17 protein-coding genes are annotated in these 17,974 nt (G+C 70.2%); 8 read left to right on the forward strand and 9 right to left on the reverse strand.

The genetic code is table 11. The features are described from left to right. The first annotated feature begins 160 nt into the window (after positions 1–160). On the forward strand, positions 161–1,210 hold the full coding sequence (locus P3T35_RS10630) for an acyl-CoA desaturase (RefSeq protein ID WP_101384470.1): 1,050 nt from the start codon (positions 161–163) through the stop codon (positions 1,208–1,210). 374 nt (positions 1,211–1,584) lie between these two features. Here the strand turns inward: P3T35_RS10630 and P3T35_RS10635 are convergent, their stop codons facing one another. Further along, positions 1,585–2,079: an Lrp/AsnC family transcriptional regulator gene (locus P3T35_RS10635; protein WP_101384471.1), complete on the reverse strand. Its 495-nt coding sequence runs from the start codon at positions 2,077–2,079 to the stop codon at positions 1,585–1,587. Between the two features lie 178 nt (positions 2,080–2,257). On the opposite strand from P3T35_RS10635, the gene P3T35_RS10640 reads away from it, so the two are divergent. The 4 genes from P3T35_RS10640 to P3T35_RS10655 all read left to right on the forward strand — a co-directional run bounded on the left by P3T35_RS10640 (position 2,258) and on the right by P3T35_RS10655 (position 6,397). Then, entirely contained in the window at positions 2,258–3,955 is a 1,698-nt protein-coding gene (locus P3T35_RS10640) for a histidine decarboxylase (RefSeq protein ID WP_101384472.1), read from the forward strand. A gap of 152 nt (positions 3,956–4,107) precedes the next feature. Next, positions 4,108–5,481: a sialidase family protein gene (locus P3T35_RS10645; protein ID WP_101384473.1), complete on the forward strand. Its 1,374-nt coding sequence runs from the start codon at positions 4,108–4,110 to the stop codon at positions 5,479–5,481. 191 nt (positions 5,482–5,672) lie between these two features. Then, the gene (locus tag P3T35_RS10650) at positions 5,673–6,218 is read left to right on the forward strand and encodes a hypothetical protein (RefSeq protein WP_143677030.1); all 546 of its coding nucleotides are present in this window, start codon (positions 5,673–5,675) and stop codon (positions 6,216–6,218) included. Continuing rightward, positions 6,218–6,397 (forward strand): hypothetical protein, encoded by a 180-nt coding sequence (locus P3T35_RS10655; RefSeq protein WP_143677031.1) that lies wholly within the window; start codon positions 6,218–6,220, stop codon positions 6,395–6,397. Before P3T35_RS10650 ends, P3T35_RS10655 begins: the two co-directional genes overlap by 1 nt. A 244-nt stretch (positions 6,398–6,641) precedes the next feature. On the opposite strand, the gene P3T35_RS10665 is transcribed toward P3T35_RS10655, so the two are convergent. The 3 genes from P3T35_RS10665 to P3T35_RS10675 form a co-directional block, all read right to left on the reverse strand. Then, positions 6,642–7,448 (reverse strand): class I SAM-dependent methyltransferase, encoded by an 807-nt coding sequence (locus P3T35_RS10665; RefSeq protein WP_180356817.1) that lies wholly within the window; start codon positions 7,446–7,448, stop codon positions 6,642–6,644. Between the two features lie 71 nt (positions 7,449–7,519). Beyond that, on the reverse strand, positions 7,520–8,356 hold the full coding sequence (locus P3T35_RS10670; RefSeq protein WP_101384475.1) for a hypothetical protein: 837 nt from the start codon (positions 8,354–8,356) through the stop codon (positions 7,520–7,522). Beyond that, on the reverse strand, positions 8,356–12,021 hold the full coding sequence (locus tag P3T35_RS10675) for an AAA domain-containing protein (protein ID WP_143677032.1): 3,666 nt from the start codon (positions 12,019–12,021) through the stop codon (positions 8,356–8,358). The genes P3T35_RS10670 and P3T35_RS10675 overlap by 1 nt, the downstream gene beginning before the upstream one ends. A gap of 81 nt (positions 12,022–12,102) precedes the next feature. Here P3T35_RS10675 and P3T35_RS10680 point away from each other — a divergent pair, with 81 nt between their 5' ends. The 3 genes from P3T35_RS10680 (at position 12,103) to P3T35_RS10690 (ending at position 13,916) form a co-directional block, all read left to right on the forward strand. After that, positions 12,103–12,246 (forward strand): hypothetical protein, encoded by a 144-nt coding sequence (locus tag P3T35_RS10680; RefSeq protein ID WP_180356818.1) that lies wholly within the window; start codon positions 12,103–12,105, stop codon positions 12,244–12,246. A gap of 791 nt (positions 12,247–13,037) precedes the next feature. Next, on the forward strand, positions 13,038–13,553 hold the full coding sequence (locus P3T35_RS10685) for a GNAT family protein (protein WP_101384477.1): 516 nt from the start codon (positions 13,038–13,040) through the stop codon (positions 13,551–13,553). An 84-nt stretch (positions 13,554–13,637) separates the two neighbouring features. Beyond that, positions 13,638–13,916: a hypothetical protein gene (locus P3T35_RS10690; protein WP_143677033.1), complete on the forward strand. Its 279-nt coding sequence runs from the start codon at positions 13,638–13,640 to the stop codon at positions 13,914–13,916. A 34-nt stretch (positions 13,917–13,950) separates the two neighbouring features. Here P3T35_RS10690 and P3T35_RS10695 read toward each other — a convergent pair whose 3' ends face one another. The 5 genes from P3T35_RS10695 to P3T35_RS10715 all read right to left on the reverse strand — a co-directional run bounded on the left by P3T35_RS10695 (position 13,951) and on the right by P3T35_RS10715 (position 17,963). Further along, the gene (locus P3T35_RS10695; RefSeq protein ID WP_280705515.1) at positions 13,951–14,979 is read right to left on the reverse strand and encodes a hypothetical protein; all 1,029 of its coding nucleotides are present in this window, start codon (positions 14,977–14,979) and stop codon (positions 13,951–13,953) included. A gap of 91 nt (positions 14,980–15,070) precedes the next feature. After that, the gene (locus P3T35_RS10700; protein ID WP_101384479.1) at positions 15,071–15,628 is read right to left on the reverse strand and encodes a hypothetical protein; all 558 of its coding nucleotides are present in this window, start codon (positions 15,626–15,628) and stop codon (positions 15,071–15,073) included. Between the two features lie 233 nt (positions 15,629–15,861). Beyond that, positions 15,862–16,155, reverse strand: coding sequence for an MTH1187 family thiamine-binding protein (locus P3T35_RS10705; protein WP_101384480.1), 294 nt, complete (start codon positions 16,153–16,155; stop codon positions 15,862–15,864). Positions 16,156–16,272: 117 nt separating this feature from the next. Further along, positions 16,273–16,779: a hypothetical protein gene (locus tag P3T35_RS10710; RefSeq protein WP_101384481.1), complete on the reverse strand. Its 507-nt coding sequence runs from the start codon at positions 16,777–16,779 to the stop codon at positions 16,273–16,275. A gap of 173 nt (positions 16,780–16,952) precedes the next feature. Next, positions 16,953–17,963 carry a TIGR03842 family LLM class F420-dependent oxidoreductase gene (locus P3T35_RS10715; RefSeq protein ID WP_101384482.1) on the reverse strand — a complete coding sequence of 337 codons (1,011 nt, stop codon included), beginning with the start codon at positions 17,961–17,963 and terminating at the stop codon, positions 16,953–16,955. Positions 17,964–17,974 lie beyond the last annotated feature (11 nt).

Raw genomic sequence — 17,974 nt, forward strand, 5'->3', positions numbered from 1 at the left:
CGTCAACGGAGGGTGTGCGCGGGGCTCATGGCCACCGAAGCGCTCGAGCTCGGCTTGACGCAGGGCGGCCAGCATCAGTCGGGAGTAGGGGGTTAGCACCCGTACGGGATGGGTGCTAGCCCCGTTCTGCGGGTCCGCCCGCCGAACCAGACTCTTGGGCATGCCCACACTTCACCAGACGACAACCGTCACCCCTGCTCCCCGGCCGGCGCCAGGCGGCAGCGACTTCGCCCAACTGAGCCGCCGAATATCCGCCGCAGGCCTGCTCGACCGGCGCCCCGGCTACTACAGTGCCCGTGCGGGCCTGGTGCTCGCCGCCTACCTCGGCGGCTGGTGGGGCGTGTTCGCGCTGGGCGACACCTGGTGGCAGCTCGGCCTGGCGGCGGCCATGTCCGCCGTCTTCGCCCAGGTCGGGCTGCTCTCACACGATCTGGCGCACCGTCAGGTGTTCACCCGGCGGCTGCCGAGCGAGATCGGCGGCCGGATCGCCGCCAACCTGCTGATGGGGATGAGCTACGGCTGGTGGATGAACAAGCACACCCGCCACCACGCCAATCCCAACCACGAGGAGCGGGACCCGGACGTCGCCCCCGACCTCGTCGTGTGGTCGCAGCGCCAGGCCAGTCAGGCGAGCGGCCTGGCCCGGTTCATCGGGCGCCGGCAGGCGTACCTGTTCGTCCCGTTGCTGCTGCTGGAGGGCCTCAACCTCAGCTTCAACAGCTTCCGTGCGCTGCGCAGTCCCGCCGTGAAGCGCCCGTGGCTGGAGGGCACCCTGCTGGTCGTCCACTTCGCGGCCTACCTCGGCCTGGTCTTCGCCGCTCTCCCGGCCGGCAAGGCGGTCGCCTTCCTCGCCGTCCACCAGGCGCTGCTGGGCCTCTACCTGGGCTGCGTCTTCGCCCCGAACCACAAGGGGATGCTGATGGTGACACCCGAGATGAAGCTCGACTTCCTGCGCCGCCAGGTGCTCACCTCGCGCAACGTCCGCGGCAACCCGTTCCTCGACACCCTGATGGGTGGCCTCAACTACCAGGTGGAGCACCACCTCTTCCCCAACCTGCCGACCCCCGCCCTCGGCCGGGCCGCGCGGATCACCCGCGAGTTCTGCCGGGAGCAGGGCATCGCGTACTACGAGACCGGCCTGCTCCGCTCGTACCGCGAGATCTTCACCCACCTCCACCGCACCGGCGAGCCGATCCGCGCACGCGGGTGACCACGGGTACCCCGAGGACGCGACGGTCGTCGCCTGCGGCATCAGTGGGTGATCCCCTCCGGGGTGCGGAGGTCTGCGTCGCGGGTCGCGGCGGCGGTGAGCAGGGCGCGTAGGCCGTGGGCGACAGCGGTGGCGGCGGGGAGCGCGGGCTTGCCCTGGTCCCTCGGCGCACGGGTTCCACGAGCCGTTCCCGCGCCGGAACCAGGTGCTCGCCGGACTGCTGGAGTCCGGCGAGATCGACGACGCCGAAGTCGAGTTGACCCAGATACCTGGACGACGCGCGCACGGTGATCGTCAACGCCGTGGCGGAGAAGGGGCAGTGACGGTGAACCGGCGGTGTTCCCGGGGCAAGCGCAGCTGATCGGCCGCCGTGGTCAGCGCCCGGGCGGGGCCACGTAACCGCGGCCCGCTATCTGCTCGAAGATCAGGTTGGTCCGGGTCTGCGCCACCGCCGGGTGGGTGGTGAGGTTGTCGACGACGAAGTCGCGCAGCGCCTCGGGGCCGGCGACGCCGACGTGCAGCAGGTAGTCGTCGGAGCCCGCCATGTGGAACACGGCCAGGACGCCGGGCAGATCGGGGGCCGTACTGCGGAAGCTCGCGACCTGCTCACGGGTGTGGGCCCGGAGCCGGACCGAGATCATCGCCTGGAGCGGCAGACCGATCGCGGCTGGGTCGACCTCGGCCCGGAAGCCGCGGATGATCCCGCGCTCCTGCAGCGAGCGGACGCGGGCCAGGCAGGTCGAGGGGGCGATGCCCACCGCCTCGGCGAGGGCGTTGTTCGGGAGCCTGGCATTGTCGGCCAGGGCGCGGATGATCGCCCGGTCCACCTCGTCGATGGACGCACCGCGAGCCTGCGGATTATTCGACATGCTTCCCATGATCGCCGCTGGAACCGCCGATCTGCAAACCAAACCGGATGTCGGCCGAATCTTGTTCGGCTCGGCTTCCATCAATCGTCGAAAGGTTCCATCCTGGGCCCGCGAGTGGCCAGCGCCTGCCACCGTTCCCAGCCCGGCGTACCGGCCGGCCAGCGTCCCCGGAGTTTCCGTGTCCATCAGCTCGAGCCCGCTCGACATCCTCGCCGCCGCGTCCGCCGTCGACTCCGGGCCCGCGGTCGACCCCGGGCCCGAGCTGGACTGCCGCGACTTCGAGCTCCCCGCGAGCGGGTTGGACGACGCCCGGCGGCTGCACGTCCTGGACACCGTGGACGAGTACCTGACCAGGAAGCGCCGCCACCTGGTCGGCTACCAGGCCACCCAGGACATGCAGGGCTGCGCGCTGGATCTGGCCCGGTTCATGCCGAACAACATCAACAACCTCGGCGACCCGTTCCAGAGCGGCGGCTACAAGCCGAACACCAAGGTCGTCGAGCGCGCGGTGCTCGACTACTACGCGAAGCTGTGGCGCGCCAACGGCCCGCACGACCCCGCCGACCCCGAGTCGTACTGGGGCTACATGCTGTCCATGGGCTCGACCGAGGGCAACATGTACGCGCTGTGGAACGCCCGGGACTACCTGAGCGGCAAGGCGCTGATCCAGCCGCCGACAGCCCCGTTCGAGGCGCTGCGCTACGTCAAGGCCAGGCCCGACCGCAGCAACCCGAACGCCCACCGCCCGGTGGCGTTCTACTCCGAGGACACCCACTACTCCTTCGCCAAGGCGGTCCGGGTGCTCGGCGTCGAGACCTTCCACGCCGTCGGCTGGGAGCTGTACCCGGACGAGTGCCCGCTGGTCGACCCGGCCACCGGGCGCCGGGAGTGGCCGATCGAGGTGCCGTCCAGCCCCGGTCCCTCGGGCACCTCCTGGGACGGTCCGGGTGAGATCGACGTCGACTCCCTTGCGGTACTGGTCGAGTTCTTCGCCGCGAAGGGCCACCCGATCTTCGTCAACCTCAACCTGGGCAGCACCTTCAAGGGCGCCCATGACGACGTGCGGGGCGTCTGCGAGCGGCTGCTGCCGATCTTCGAGGAGCACGGCCTGATCCAGCGCGAGGTGGTCTACGGCACGGACCGCCGGACCGGTGAGCCGCTGGTCGACCTGCGCCGCGGCTTCTGGATCCACGTCGACGGTGCCCTCGGCGCCGGCTACGCGCCGTTCATGCGGATGGCCTCCCAGGACCCGGCGGCCCACGGCTGGACCCCCGACGTGGAGCTGCCCGAGTACGACTTCGGACTCACCCTGCCCACCCGGGAGTTCGGCGACCTCGACATGGTCTCCTCGATCGCGATGAGCGGCCACAAGTGGCCCGGCGCACCGTGGCCGTGCGGCATCTACATGACGAAGGTCAAGTACCAGATCTCGCCGCCGTCCCAGCCGGACTACACAGGCGCGCCGGACACCACCTTCGCCGGCTCCCGCAACGGCTTCTCCCCGCTGGTCATCTGGGACCACCTGTCCCGCCACTCCTACCAGGACCAGGTGGACCGGATCCGCGACGCCCAAGCCCTGGCCGACTACTTGGAGTGCCGACTGCGGGCCATGGAAGGGGAGTTGGGCGTCGAGCTGTGGCCGGCCCGCACCCCGGGCGCGGTCACCGTGCGGTTCCGCAAGCCCAGCGCCGAGCTGGTGGCGAAGTGGTCGCTGTCCTCCCAGGACGTGCTGATGGTCCCGGGCGACGAAATGACCCGCCGCAGCTACGTGCACGTCTTCCTGATGCCCTCGGTGGACCGGGCCAAGCTGGACGCCCTGCTGGCGGAGCTCGCCGAGGACCCGGCCATCCGCGGCCTGCCCGCCCGGTCGGCCTGACGGGCGGTCGCCGCCCGGTGCGAGAGGCGGGGGCTCCTGATGCGAGGGGTGGGGCTTCGGAAGCGGTGGTTGGGGGAATCCGTCCGGAGGCGGAACCGCCCTGGTGACGGCCCGCCACCCTCAACTCCGTTGCACCGTGAGGAGATCAGCCCGTGCATTCACCTCGCGCCACGCTCAGATCGTCCCTGTCAGCCGGCTTCTGTGCGGGGATCGCCGCACTCGCCTTCACGGCGAGCCCCGCACTGGCCGCACCGGCACCCGTCAACGCCGTCACCGCCGCGACCTACACCACCAGCACGCCGTCGGACATCTCCGGATCCTGCGCCGGGCAGAACGCCGAGACCATCGAGGCCACCGATCCGGCCGCGAACGCCGTCTACGAGGAGTGGATGGGCTGCAAGGGCATCGGAGTCGCGGCCTCGCTGAACGGCGGTGCCGGCTTCGGCACCCCGCTCACCCTGCCGGGCAGCGTCGGCCAGAAGGGCGGCCGGTCCTGGGATCCGGCGATCACCGTCGCCCCGAACGGCACCGTCTACGCGGCGTTCATGGTCTCCCGCGCCGGCCTGACCTATCCCGTCATCGACGTCAGCACCGACCACGGCGCCTCCTTCACGACCGCCGGCGTGATCACCCCGCCGGACTCCGACAACTGGGGCGACCGCGACTTCATCACCGTCGGGCCGGACGGCACCGTCTACCTGACCTGGGACTACGGACCGAGCGCCGCCGCCATCACCACCATCTGCGCGTCCAACGGCAGTTGCGCGTTCGCCACCGGCGACGTCAACGCCGTCATGCAGAAGTCCACCGACGGCGGCCGGACTTGGAGCGCGATGTCGCACATCAGCCCCGGCTACCCGAACAGCGGCGGCGACAGCGCGCCGATCCTGGTCGAGCCGGACGGCTCGCTCGACGTGGTCTACCAGGGCTACACGGTCACCGACATCCCGACCGACGACCTGACCGTCGCCTACACCTACGCGGCGCGCTCCACCGACGGCGGCGCGACCTGGTCGCAGCCGGTGCGGATCGGCCCGGACGCCGGCTCCATGAACAACAGCGAGTGGTGGATCGACGGCAGCGAAGCCCTCGGCCCGGACGGGACCCTGTACGCCACCTGGGACACCCAGGGCACCAGCACCGACACCGGCTGGCTGGCCTACTCCAAGGACCACGGTGCGACCTGGTCCACGCCGGTCCAAGCGCCACCGGACACCCTGAACGTGCCGCACATCATGCAGGTCGTCGCCGGACCTCCCGGCATCGCCTACGTGGGCTGGCTGGGCTCCAGCGACCCGCGCGGCTACGCCCAGTACCTGCGCACCTTCTCCACCACCCAGGGCTGGCTCTCCGCACCGGCCCAGATCTCGCAGAGTTTCGGCACCACCACCGTCTGGCCCGGCGACACCTTCGGCTTCGCCACCCTCTCACCGACCCGCCTGGCCCTCGCCTGGGGCAGCGCGGTCGCCCCGACGGCCTCGACCGACTCCATCTGGGCCGCCACCGTGGGGGTGACGCTGCCGTAACGCCCCTCGCCCCTCGCGGGCAAGCGCAGGGCGGCCGTTCGGATGATTGGCGGCCCTGCGTCGTGCGCCCGCACAACCCCGCCGGGTAGTCCTCCGCCCACGAACTCCGGACGGACAGCAGGCACGAGTGTGAGGCGGAAGCGGCTGACAGACACCGGCAAGGCCCCCAGGACGCCACCGGGAGGCTCCCGATGACCACCGGAGTGCCGCTGACCGCCTCGCCCCTGGTGAGTGCCGGCCTGCCCGAGGCACCGCTGCCCGACCTGCCCGACCTGCCCGACCTGCCCGCCGCCGATGTCGAGCAGTTCGTGGCGCTGTCCGTCGCGCTCACCGGATTCGACAGCTTCGAGCTCCGCGGCACCGGGATGGCCGCGCGCTACCTGCACGCCGTCGTCGAGGAGGTCGGGGAGCAGGCGTACCGCGACTTCCGGGCGGCCCTGGAGGAGGTCGGGCTCGACCCGGAGCGGCTCCGGGGCGAGGCCGACCAGGACCTCGCCCGGGTCATCGCCCACCTGTGGTACCTGGGGGTGTGGCCGCCGCTCGCCGCGCCGGCTTGCCGGTCGACTGGACCGCGGCCCACCGCATCGACCCCGAGGCCAAGGTCGCCGACTACCCGCCGGGCACCGAAGTCCGCACCGCCGCCGACCTCTTCAACCGCGTCAACGCCCGCCTGCTCTGGCTCCTCGACCGCTCCTTCAACGGCGAGCCCGAGCAGCTCCGAGCAGCCGTCCCGGTGATGCTCGAACTACGCGACCTCGCCTGGCAGTTGTACGCCAACCCACACCCCGACCCCCGCAAGGCCGCCCACGGCATCCACGCCAGCCCCACCTTCGAGATCACCCGAATCGAGCTGGCCCACGCCAAGGCCGACCTGGAGGCTGGGGCCGGTTCGGTGATCCTGGCGGGGCTGAGGTGATTGGTCGCCAACTAGTGTTCTACGTCTTTAAGTTCGCTTAGTGTGTGCCGCGATTCATGCGCGCCCCGTCAGCGGAGCGGCAGATATCCATCGAACTCACTAACCAGTGCCGTGACCGCATAGCTCCGCCGGGTTGGCGCTGGTGGGCCCTCGGCCGGTTGGATGTCGCGAGACGTTCAACTCGGAGGGGCGCGATGGCAGGCCGGTCAGGGTCCGCAGGCTCACGGACCGGGAAGGCCGGCAGTTACAGAGGATCGTGCGGCGGGGCAGCACCATCTCGGTGCGCTACCGGCGGGCGGAGCGCCACCAGGAGATCAACCACGTAGCTCTCCTCCACCTCCTCGCGGGGAAAGAGCCTGCCCAGCCGCTCACGCTCATCGACGAAGAACGCATGACGGGCGGCCTCTTCAAGGACGAGGAATGCCGACCGGCTGCCAATGTTGGCGAGATGCATGTCCAGCGAGACGGCGCGGCTCCAGCGCACCTGCCGGCGCACAACCCGCAGCCCCGTCAGCCCCGCCAGCCGGATGGCATCGCTGTCCGAAGGGCGCACCGCAGACCTCGGCTTCACCCCGCAGTGGCGCGCGATGCGCCCGTGCTGCTCGCGGATCCACGGCACGTCGAAGGCCGTGGTGTTCCACCAGATCGCCAGCGCACCGCCCGCTCCCAGGACACGCAACGCCTCCGGGACGGACCGGCCGGGATCGGTCCACTGCCAGGACTGCGCATACGTGATGAGGTCACAGGAAGCTGACGCCAACGGCAGAGCATTACCGTCACCCCTCACGATCGGCACGCCCGGGAGTGCCCGGCGGAACTCACCAGCCATGGCCTCACCTGGCTCCACAGCGATCACATCCGCTCCCCGCTCCCGCAGCAGCACGCTGGCGATTCCGGTACCCGCGCCGACATCGGCAACCCGGGCACCCGCCAAACCACGGCCTGCGAACTCCTCGATGGAGTCAAAGAGCTCGGCTGGATAGGAAGGCCGACTCGCCGCGTACTGAGCTGCGGCTACATCGAACGACTGGGCGCGAGAGCTAGCGGTCATACCCTCATCATCGCCCCCCGCACCAAACATTCGACCACCGCCGACCCGGTGATCGTTTCCGATCGCAGCACCTAGCTGCTCAGTTCAAGATCATTAAGAACCGCGAGAGCCGGCCCCCAGCACATCATCACGGTGTAGTGATCAGGCTCTACCCCGCGCTCCTGCTGATGGCGGATGTGCACGAAGTTGCGGTACTCGCGGACGATGTTCATGAAGTCGTGGGCGTCGATCTGGATCCATGATCGTTCCTTGGCGATGTTGAGAAGCTCCGCGAGACCGGGGCGCCAGGGTTGCGGGGGTTTCCCCGGCTTGGGCTTGGCGGATTTCTGGGCCAGTGCCGGCTCCCGCTTGGTGACGACGTCCAGGAGAAGCCCCTCTGTGAAACTGCCGATGCCGATGACGGCGAAGACATAGGCGCCGTGGTCCGCGCAGATCTGGGTCTCGGTGACCCGCTGCATGAGCTGCCGCACCACGTCCTCGCCGCTGACCAGCGGACGCAGGCGGGTGGCGAGGTCCTCGGGCAGCGTGAAGGTGGTCGAGCGCCCGTCTGCTGCCAGGATGCCCACCACGGGGTGGCCACTGACGTAGGTGACCGACAACCGCTCTGCGGCGAGGATCTGGTTGAGTCCTTGGCGGACGATGTCCGCGGTAGCCATCCCGTCGTCGTACTCCAGCGGGTCACAGATGCGGCAGAGGAGTCGCCCGACGGCGGGCTCGTCAGCGGCGGCCTCCCCGATGGTCTCGGCGAGCCAGGTCACGCGCGCCGTACCGTCGTATTCGACGGGCACCGGCCAGCCTGACCGCCCCAGCAATTCGGCGAGTTGGTAGCCTGGGCGTTCGAAGGGTCCGTCCACATCCACGATGAGTCGTGCGACACGTTGGATGGTGGAGGGGTCGAGCTTCGGCATCAGGTGAAACTCCCGTCTGTGAACTGCTGGGCGTGGTTCAGGGTTCGAGTGAGACGGTCGACGATGTTCCGTCCGCGTTTGCGGAAACCCAGTTCGGTCATGAACTGTCCGAGCCGGGTGTCCAGGTCGAGCTGGTATCCGTCGCTGAGGATCCATTCGGCGAGTGAGCGAAGCTCTGCGTCGGAGTAGTCGCTGATGCGGCGGCCCGGCGGCACCGGCGGCCGGTCGCCGCGCCGCGCCAACTCTCGTTCGCCCTGCCGCGGCACGAATGGCGGATCGGGGTCGACCGGGCTGACCGGAGGTTCGTCCGCCAGGCGCACGGCATCGCGCCAGGCGTCGACGAGTCGGGTCGTCTCTGCCTGCTGGTCGGTGAACCAGTCCGCGGCCCAGATCCGGTGGAACTGCCAGCCGAGCCTTTCCAGATGCGCCTGGCGCAGTCGGTCGCGGTCTCGCGCGCGTGCGGTGCGGTGGTAGCGGTCACCGTCCGTCTCGACGGCGAGCAGCATCTGGCCGGGCCGGTCCGGATGGGCGAGTGCGAAGTCGATGCGGTAGCCAGACACGCCCCACTGGGGGACGACGGGGATGTCTGCGTCCTGGAGGACCTCCAGCACTTGCTGTTCGAACGGGTTGAGCTCGTAGTGGTCTTGGCGGCGGCCGACTCGTCCGAGGTCGCCGTGGTGAGCGCAGTACTCGAGGTAGCGGCGAAGCAGTTCGGGGCCGCGGTTCTTCGTCGGCGCCTGCGGATCGAAGTCGTGGTGTGAGAACGAGCTGACCACGGTCATGCGCTGTCGGGCGCGCGTGATGGCGACGTTCAGGCGACGCTCCCCGCCCACGAGGTTCAGCGGTCCGAACCGGAGCGGAAGCCGTCCGTTGGCGGCCTTGGCATATCCGATGCTGAGAATGATGGCGTCGCGTTCGTCACCCTGCACGCGTTCGAGGTTCTTGACGAAGAAGCGCCGGCCCGGGCCGGCCTCAACGCTGAAGAACTCCTGCAGGTCCGGCTCGCTTTCGAGTGCTTTGCGCAGGGCGAGGTCGATCCGATCCGCGTGCTTCTGGCCCATGGTGATGACACCGAGACTGAGCTCGGGAGCGCGGCTCGCGTGGTCGAGTACCAACTCGACGACCCGGTCGACTTCCTGGGGCGCGGAGCCGTCCTGACCGGGTTGTGTCCAGCCGTCGACCACCTCCAGACGGATGGGACTCTCGACGGCGGTCCCGGGGAAGGTAACCAGGTCGTTGTTGTAGATCTCCTTGTTGGAGAAGGCAATCAGCCGTTCGTCACTGCTCCGGTAGTGCCAGAGCAGGGTGTGCACGCGCGGCAGCCGGCTGCTGAGCATGTCGAGGAGCGATTCGAAGACGCCGGGATCGTTTGCGTCCTCGCCGTTCTCATCGTCCAGGCTGTCCGCTCCGCTGAGTACGCGGCTGAAGAACGAGGTGGGCGGCAGTTGGTGCGGATCGCCCGCGACGACTACCTGGCTTGCCCGCATGATGGACGTGATGGCGTCATGCGGGAGGATCTGGCTGGCCTCGTCGAAGACCACCACATCGAAGAGGCGAGTGGCCGGCAGCACCCGGCTGACCACCAGTGGCGACATGGCCCAGCACGGCTTGGCGGCCAGCAGGACGTCAGAGGCCTTGGCGACGAGCTTGCGCAGCGGCAGGTGACGGGTCTTACGGGCCGCTTGGTCCTTTACCACGGCGTTCTGTTCGCGGTGGGCGTCCCGAGCCTTGCGCAGCCCAACGGCGACCGAGTACCGCACCCGGCGGGCGTTGGCGGCGAGGTGCGCCGCATCGATGCGGCGGAACTCGGTGACGGCGTGATCGTGGGCGCGGCCGGCAAAGGTGCGGACGTGCTCGGACTGCAGTTTGATCTCGTCGAGGACGGACGCCCACCAGGCGTACTGGAACCTGGCGACGCCCACATCGGGTGCGACGTTGTCATGGGCCAACTCGTCCAGCAGGGGGCCGAGGCCGGCCTCTTCCAGACGGGCGGTCAACTGGTTGAGTTCCGGCATCCGGTACAGCGTCTCCCGGTCGCCGTCCAGCTGTTCGACGATCTTCGCCACTTCATCGGTCGGTTGTGCCGCCCAGTCGGGCACACCGGCACAGAGCGCCACGGCGGCCAGCCGGTCCCGCAGCGCGGTGAAGTGCTTCAGGGTGTCGCCAAGGGCCGGGACCGCAGACGGAGGCGCCTGGTTGTGGGACGCGGCCTGCCAGCGGGTACGCAGTTCCCGCGCCTGCACCAGGAGCGTGTGCAGGGCTTGCTTGTCCCGGAGTCCGTTCCGGTGGATGCTCCGAACCGTGCGGACCAGGCTCCGGCGGTGCCAGAGGCCGACGGGCTGCTGATGTTCCTTGCGCCAAGTGCGGTCGGCGGTGGCGGCAAGGAACCGGTCGAGGCCCGGTCCGAACACCTCGTCGGTGAACTCCGCCAGGATGCCCGACACAGCGTGCAGCAGTTCGAGTAGCTGCTGCCAGCCGTTGATGTCCTGAGCCTGACGCAGTCCCGCCGCCGCCACGAGCGCCTCGATCTCCTGGCGAGTGTCCAGGAACGCCGTGCCGGCCAACTGGTCGAGTTGGTCCAGGACCGGACGGAGTTCCTCAACGCTGCGCACTGCGGCCCGCGCCCATGGGGACTCACCGCGCCGGATCCGAAGTCCCTGCCGATCGAGGAAGTCACGCAGATCTTGCTCGACTTGCCGCCGGGTCTCGCGGTCCATCGGCTTGAGGCGGCCGCCGCGCAACCGCCAGCGGGTGCGCTGCGAGGACGGGAACCCGGGGAGCGCTGTCAGTGCCTGGTGGGCGGTCACTTCCCATGGCGGGCGTGGCTGGTGGAACTCCGCGACATGCCGACTCGTCTGGCGGCGGTAGTGCTCCAGCTCGGAGTGCAACTGCTCGGGCTGCGGCCGTGGCTCTTGACCGGCCCGCTCCAGGGTGTCCAGGAGCTGCTGGGCGAGCTGGCGTCGATTCAGCTTGTTGCCGTGGAGGTCGAAGACGAGCCCGTCAAGGTCGACCGCCGCAAGCCGGTCGGTCACTGCTTCGATCGCAGCGCGCTTCTCCGCGACGAACAGGACCCGGCGCCCCTCGGCGGCGAGCGCGGCGATGAGATTGGCGATCGTCTGGCTCTTGCCGGTCCCGGGCGGGCCCTCGATGACCACATGCCGGCCGTTCAGTACGGCATCGATCGCCCGTTGTTGTGAGGCGTCGGCGTCGTGGACCAGGAACTCCGTCCGGGGCAAGGGCTCGGAGACGCTCATCGGAGACTCGTTGGTGCGGTCCTCGAATAGCGAGTGGGCCGCCGCAGTGTCGCCGGCGAGCGCCGCGATGACCGGGTGCTGAGCGAGCAGCGGGCCGGAGTTCCGCAGATCGTTGACCATGGGGAGCCGATCGAAGCTGAATGCTCCGGCCACGATGCGTTCCTCGAACGACGCGGACAGACCGCTGCTGGTCAACGCGGTGGCGAGGAGCTCGTACACGGCCTGGACCCGGTCCACGGGGTCGGTGTGCTCCTCTAGCGCGCCGGTGACCTGTTCGATGAGCTGATCGATGACGGCGTCCATGCCGTAGTGCCGGTCCAGCGCATAGAGCAGGACGGGGTTGATCTCAGGCTCGCTGCCCACCTCGAGCACGTAGTCGTTCTCGGTGGAGGTGCGGGGCTGGATGGTCAACGGGAGCAGCACGAGGGGAGCGCGCAGTGGGAGGACGGCCGCCGTGCCACGTGTCGTGGGTGGATCGACACGAAGCAGGCCGTGCCCAAGACGTCCCGCCTCGACCCCCTGTTCCTCATCGAGCTCCACGATCCGGCGGCGCACGTTGCGCGCGCGGAGGCAGGCGGCTTTGTGCTCGGATCGATCCGGGAAGAGGCTCGCAAGTCGAACCTTGCCGCCGGTTAGCAGCGCACGCCCGCCTACGGCGGTGCAGCTGGTCAGGTCGAGAGTCCCGGTCTTGGTGTCCTTGAAGTGCAGCAGCGTGTTGTGAGGCCCGAAATCGATGAGTTCGTCGGCCCAACGCTGGGCCTGGGAGGCCACCGTGTCTTCCCGAGCGCGACCGGCAGTGCCGTCCACCTGTTACCCCTCCGGTCCTGGTCGTCGTCAGCAGTTCGCCGCTTAGTTGGCGAACGCACCAGCGTACGGTGAGAGTTGAGGCGAGCAGGAGAAAACTGCCACCTGATCGAGGATGTCCTGGAGCGCGTTGGAGCGCGGCGAGCAATCTGCGCGCCCCCGCGCGCCCGTGGATGGCAGGTGGGTGGAAGCCCGGCCGACAAGTGATGTAGACCTGTTGACGCCCTCCCGGGCCGCTCCTACGCCGCCTCGCGCCCGACGTCCCCCACCGTCCAGCTCTCCACCTCCCAGGCCAACCTGGAGCGGATCATCGACGGAGCGCTCGCCCGGATGCCGGCCGGCTTCGGCCTCAGCATGGCCCCCGTGAAGGCACTCCAGGGCCGCTGATCGTCCCCGGCCACGTCCCAGCCGGCCCGGCGCCCGGGCGGCCCCCGTGCTGATCCGCACTGCCTTCCGGGGGCGCCGGGGCACTGACAGCGCAGCGGCAACGCAGCGCGGCTACCCTGGACGAGTACACCGACCCGCCAGCGCCAGGACAGCGACTCCAAGCCCCGGCACCTCACCGGTGAGCAGTGCGCCGCCGGGTCGATGAAGACGGTGCCGGCCTGAGGAGGGATCGGCCGATGGAGGCTCGAACCCTGCACGGCGAGCAGGTGGTGCTCCGCCCGGCGGAGGCCACCGACATCCCCGCGCTGGCCGCGATCCGCGCCACCCCCGAGGTGTACCAGCGCTGGCGCGGCGGCACCGACCTGACGGCCGCCGTCGCCGAGGACCTGGCCGACCCGGGGGACGAGACCTTCACCGTCCTCCACCGCGACCGGGTGATCGGGGCCATCCAGTGGTCCCAGGAGACCGAGCCCGACTACCGGCACGCCGGCATCGACCTCTACCTGGACCCCGCCGTGCACGGCCGGGGACTGGGCACCGACGCGGTGCGCACCCTGGCCCGCTACCTGGTCGAGGAGGTTGGCCACCACCGGCTGACCATCGACCCGGCTGCCGACAACGCCGCCGCCATCCGCTGCTACAGCAAGGTGGGCTTCCGTCCGGTCGGTGTGCTGCGCAAGTACGAGCGCGGTGTGGACGGCGACTGGCACGACGGTCTGCTGATGGACCTGCTGGCCGAGGAGCTGCGCTGACCCGGGCACCCGACTGTTCGGCTCCTGTTCGCCGGAGCTAACCTGCACCACGAACCAACAGCAGCGACGTCGGGGGTGGTTGTGGTGCGGGATGACGACTACGAGCGAGGGGACGGCTCCACCTACCGGGCACCGGAGGCCTGCCCGCTGTGCGCGGGTGAGTTGCGGCCGGTGCAGGTGGTCTTCAGCAACCAGGTGGGCGGCCTGATGGTGAAGGTCCACGTGGTCGGCAGGATGTTCGCCCGCAAGACCTATGTCGAGGCCCTCGCCTGCCGCAGCTGCGGGCACCTGCTGAGCTTCATGGCCAACCCCGAGATCATGGACGAGCCCCCGGCCAAGACCCGCCGCGGTCGCGGCCAGTAGCCAACAGGTCGGCTGGAACCTGTGCGCTGTACGGCTAGGAATTGAACCCCACGTGCACATGGTCGTGGTGGGTGTCGTCGGTGAAGAACTGGTTCGGCGTGGTGCCGCCGGTCAACTGGCGCGGCCCGCCGACGTTGTAGGAGCCGGCCGCGGCGGCGGCGCGCATGAAGCCGTCGACCAGGTCGTGCGGGGTGGCGGGGTCGACCACGGCCAGGCCGTTGATGCGCCAGACGTCGAAGGCGCGTCCCAGGGGATGGTCGCTGGGGCGGGTGGTGCCGAACACGTCGATCGGGTGGCCCGAGCGGACCACGCTGATGCTCATGGTGTACGTCTGAGCCAGCGTCAGCATCGCCTGGAGTGCGCTGTCGTGCACCTGGCCGCTGCGGACGTCGGCCAGCGCGGCGGGCGGGAGTTCGATGTGCGGGGAGCCGAGCACCGCCTGCGCCGCGGTGGACAGCGAGGCGGCCGCGGGGCCGGGCGCGGCGGGGTGCAGCGCGGTGACCGTCCAGCGCGGGCCGGCGGCGCTGAGGCGCACATCGACCGTGGTGCCGCCGGCGCCCTGCGGCGTCCACTGGTCGCAGACCACCAGCACGCTCGCGGAGTCGGTGAGCAGGCCGCCGTACTGCGCGTAGATCACTTGGAGCGCCGCTTGATCGGCGGTTGACAGGAGCGGGCCTGCCTGGTTCACCAGGCCCGGGTCCAGTCCGCCGAGCGCGGCGACGCGGCCTTGGGCCGCCGCCGCGCCGGAGCCGCCGGGCGGCCAGTTGCCGATCGCCTCGACCAGCTGCGTGGCCCGCGACTTGACGTCGGGTTGGAGCTCGCCGGGTCCCGGACGCCAAGGGGAGGTCGCGGGCAGTGCGGTACCACCCGACGTAGGCGAGGGCGTAGGCGAAGCCGAAGGCGCGAGCGACGACGACGGCGCATGCGAAGGTGCTCCGGATGCGGTCGCGGCCCGCGAGGGTGCCGCCGGGTGCCCGCCCCCGCCGCAGCCCGCGAGCGCACCGACCGCCGCCGTCAGCAGCACCCGCCGACTCACCGCCCCGGGCACTCGTTCAGCTGTCATGCCCCACTCTGTCCCGGGCCGCCGTCCGGCGCGTGCGCACCGCGCCGGACGGCGTGCGGGAGGGGCACTCCGTCAGCTCACGGTCGTCAGCTCACAGTCCCAGCGAGGACAGCGCCGTCGTCCAGTCCGTGGCAATCGCGTTCTGTGCGTCGGCCAGCGAGGCCTTGCCCGAGCAGACCGCCTGCTTCAGCTTGTTCTCCACGCCGTCCTTGGTGTACGAGGTGCCGCCGCTGCCGGTCGAGTAGTGCGGCTCGGGCCAGAGGTTCTGCGGGTCGGTCGGGGAGCCGCCCAGCTCCAGCGGTATGAAGTGGTCCTCCTCGTAGTCCGACATGCTGGTGTCGGTGTAGCCGTAGTCGATGATCCCCTGGGCCTTGAGGCGATTGGTGTAGCTCGTCGACGGCCGAATGGTGGCGGTCCAGCCGGAGACGCATATCGTCGAATCTATGGTGTCCTGGGTGACGTCCGGGTTGAGCGCCCCAGGCGTGCAGTTGGGGTCCGGAAGCGGCAGGTAGTTCTGCGAGCAGACGGCAGCCGTGGCGTGGGGGCGAACGGCGGCGTGCGCGGCGGGGGCGAGCACGAGGGCGCCGCTGGCGAGTGTGACAGCCAGGGCGGTACCGCCGGTCGCGAGCCGTCGGTGGAGTGAACGCATCGAAGCTCCAGGGGAGTTGACCCGGCTCTTGGGGTCGCCGGGTGCGATGCGTCCATGACAGCAGTGTGATGGTAGTACTCGAAGGGGGTAGCCGGTGAATTGTTGGTTACGCGCGTAGCATGGTCTTCGCGATTTGTTTACGCGCGTAGCGCAAGCCCCCTGACGATCGGTCAGTCGTCAGGGGGCGCGTGGTGTGCGGTGCGACTTCGATTCCCGGGGCCGAGGGCGGCCGCTCAGCTTGCGAGGTGTCGCTCAAGCGACTCCATCTTGCGCGTCAGGCCATCGGTCACCCCGGCCCGGTCGTCGATCTTGATCACTGTGCTCACCCGGCTGGCGAACGGCTTGACCGCCTCGACGGCCGCCTTGATCACGGCCATCACCTCGTCCCAATCCCCCTCGATCGAGGTGAACATGGCGTCGGTCTGGTTGGGCAGCCCACTGGCGCGGACCACCTTGACGGCCGCCGCGACGGCTTCGGCGACATCCTCACCGGCCCCGAGCGGGGTGACACTGAATGCGGCGATCATGCGGGCGCTCTCCTCAACTGACTCTCGGCTCAGCCGACTCATGGCCGGATGCTCCGCATGCTGCCATATCCGACGGGCCGTCAGCCGCCCTGGACACGGGCGGCAGTGGTGCCGCCGTCAGCCGCCGTAGATGCCGCGGCACAGCTGCGCCTGATCCGAGTTGGGAGTCAACTGGCCGTACTGCTCGCCCAGTGCGCAGATCCCGGTCCCACCGGCGGTAGGGATCGGGTGCGACTCGGGTTGCACCGGAGGATGCGGGCCGGGGGACGGCTCGGGCCTGGAAGCGTCACTGGACTGCGGCGAGCGCGCGTGCGGGTGCGGGGCCGTCAAGGCCGAGGCCGACGGACCGGCCGGCGCCGGCACCTGCGGCCCGGCCGGGTCAGCGCCGGGCGGGACGGAACCGCCCGGGCCGGAACCGCCCGGCGCGGGGCTCGGCGGGAGCGCGATCGCGCTGTGCTCCAACTGGGCCCGGGGACTCGGCACCGACGAACCGGGCGACGGGCTGGGCGAGGAACTGCCCATGTTGACCAGGGGGCCCGGGCGCTCGACAGCACAACCGGTGACCGTGACCGCCGCCGAGAGGGCGAGACCGGCCAGCGCGGTTGCGGTGTTTCGATGGTCCATGGATGGTCCAACGAGCGACCCGGGCCGAAGGCGACGCCCCGTCAACGCCGACGAGCCGCGCTCACCCTCCGGCGGCGGGGCAGGGCCGCGCTCGCGCCCCTGTGGCCGGCCCAGGGCCACGCTCGCGCCCCCGTGGCCGGGGCGCGGCCGCGCTCACGCCCCCGCCGACCGGGTCAGAGCCGCGGGATGATCTCGCTGCCGTACGCGTCGATGGTCGGCTCGATCGCGTCGTGCATCGCGTAGACCGCGAACTGGTCCACGCCCAGCTCGCGCAGCCGCGCCAACCTGGCCAACTGCGCCTCGACCGGGCCGAGCAGGCAGAACCGGTCCACGATCTCGTCCGGCACGAAGGCGGTGTCGGGGTTGCCGGCCCGCCCGTGGTGCGCGTAGTCGTACCCCTGGCGGCCCTTGATGTAGTCGGTCAGCGCCTCCGGCACCAGCTCGGAGTGCTCGCCGTAGTGCCGGACCAGGTCGGCCACATGGTTTCCGACCATGCCGCCGAACCACCGGCACTGCTCCCGCGCGTGCGCGAGCGCTGCGGGGGAGTCGTCGGCGGTGACGTAGGCGGGTGCCGCCACGCAGATGGTGACCGAGGACGGGTCCCGGCCGGCCTCGGCGGCGGCCCGGCGGACCGCCTTGATCATGTACTCGGTGAGGAACGGGTCGGCCAACTGCAGGATGTAGCCGTCCGCCTGATGCCCGGCGAGCGCCAGCGCCTTCGGGCCGTACGCGGCCATCCAGACCGGCAGCCGGCCGTCCCGCACCCAGGGCAGCTGGAGCTCGGTGCCGTCCAGCTCGACGCTGCGGCCCTCGGCGAGCCCCTTGATCACCCGCATCGCCTCGCTCAGCCGGGCCAGGGTGGCCGGCTGCCGCCCGGCCACCCGCATCGCGGAGTCGCCGCGGCCGATCCCGCAGACCGTGCGGTTGCCGAACATGTCGTTCAGGGTGGCGAACGTCGAGGCGGTCACCTCCCAGCTGCGGGTGGACGGGTTGGTGACCATCGGGCCGACCGTCAACCGCTCGGTCTGCGCCAGGATCTGACTGTAGATCACAAAAGGTTCCTGCCAGAGCACGGCGGAGTCGAAGGTCCAGCCGTGGCTGAAGCCCGCCGCCTCGGCGCGGCGCATCCGCTCCACCACCAGCCGTGCGGGCGGATCGGTCTGGAGCACGAGCCCGATGTCCATCGGCCAACCAC

Source organism: Kitasatospora sp. GP30 (assembly GCF_029892145.1).
In the GTDB taxonomy this organism is placed as follows: Bacteria; Actinomycetota; Actinomycetes; order Streptomycetales; family Streptomycetaceae; genus Kitasatospora; species Kitasatospora acidiphila.